Below are 709 nucleotides of genomic sequence, written 5' to 3'. Positions count from 1 at the left end.
CCTTGGTGTCGACCGAGATCTTCTTCGACAGGTCGCCCGCGGCCACCGCCTTCGTCACGTCGGCGATGTTGCGCACCTGCGAGGTCAGGTTGCCGGCCATGAAATTGACCGACTCCGTGAGATCCTTCCAGGTGCCCGCCACGCCCTGCACGTCGGCCTGTCCGCCCAGCTTGCCTTCGGTGCCCACCTCGCGCGCCACGCGCGTCACTTCGGCCGCGAACGATCGCAGCTGGTCGACCATGGTGTTGATGGTCGCCTTGAGTTCCAGGATCTCGCCCTTGACGTCGACAGTGATCTTCTTCGACAGGTCGCCGGCCGCGACCGCCTTGGTCACGTCGGCGATGTTGCGCACCTGGCTCGTGAGATTGCCGGCCATCGAGTTGACCGATTCCGTCAGGTCGCGCCAGGTGCCGGCCACGCCCTTCACTTCGGCCTGGCCGCCGAGCCGGCCTTCGGTGCCGACCTCGCGAGCGACGCGGGTCACCTCGTCGGCGAAGGAAGACAGCTGGTCGACCATGGTGTTAATGGTCGCCTTCAGTTCCAGGATTTCGCCCTTGACGTCGACCGTGATCTTCTTCGACAGATCGCCAGCGGCCACCGCCTTGGTSACGTCGGCGATGTTGCGCACCTGCGAGGTGAGGTTCGAAGCCATCGAGTTGACCGAGTCCGTCAGGTCCTTCCAGGTGCCGGCCACGCCCTGCACATCGGC

1 protein-coding gene is annotated in these 709 nt (G+C 65.4%); it reads right to left on the bottom strand.

Translation table 11 applies throughout. The annotated features are described in order from the left end of the window. The coding region (locus tag AC1DY5_RS57735; RefSeq protein ID WP_478123056.1) for a HAMP domain-containing protein at positions 1 to 709 on the bottom strand (709 nt) is incomplete at both ends.

The sequence above is a fragment of the Variovorax sp. P4_D9 genome (genome assembly GCF_056401695.1).
This window is presented reverse-complemented; position numbering and strand designations above follow the sequence as displayed.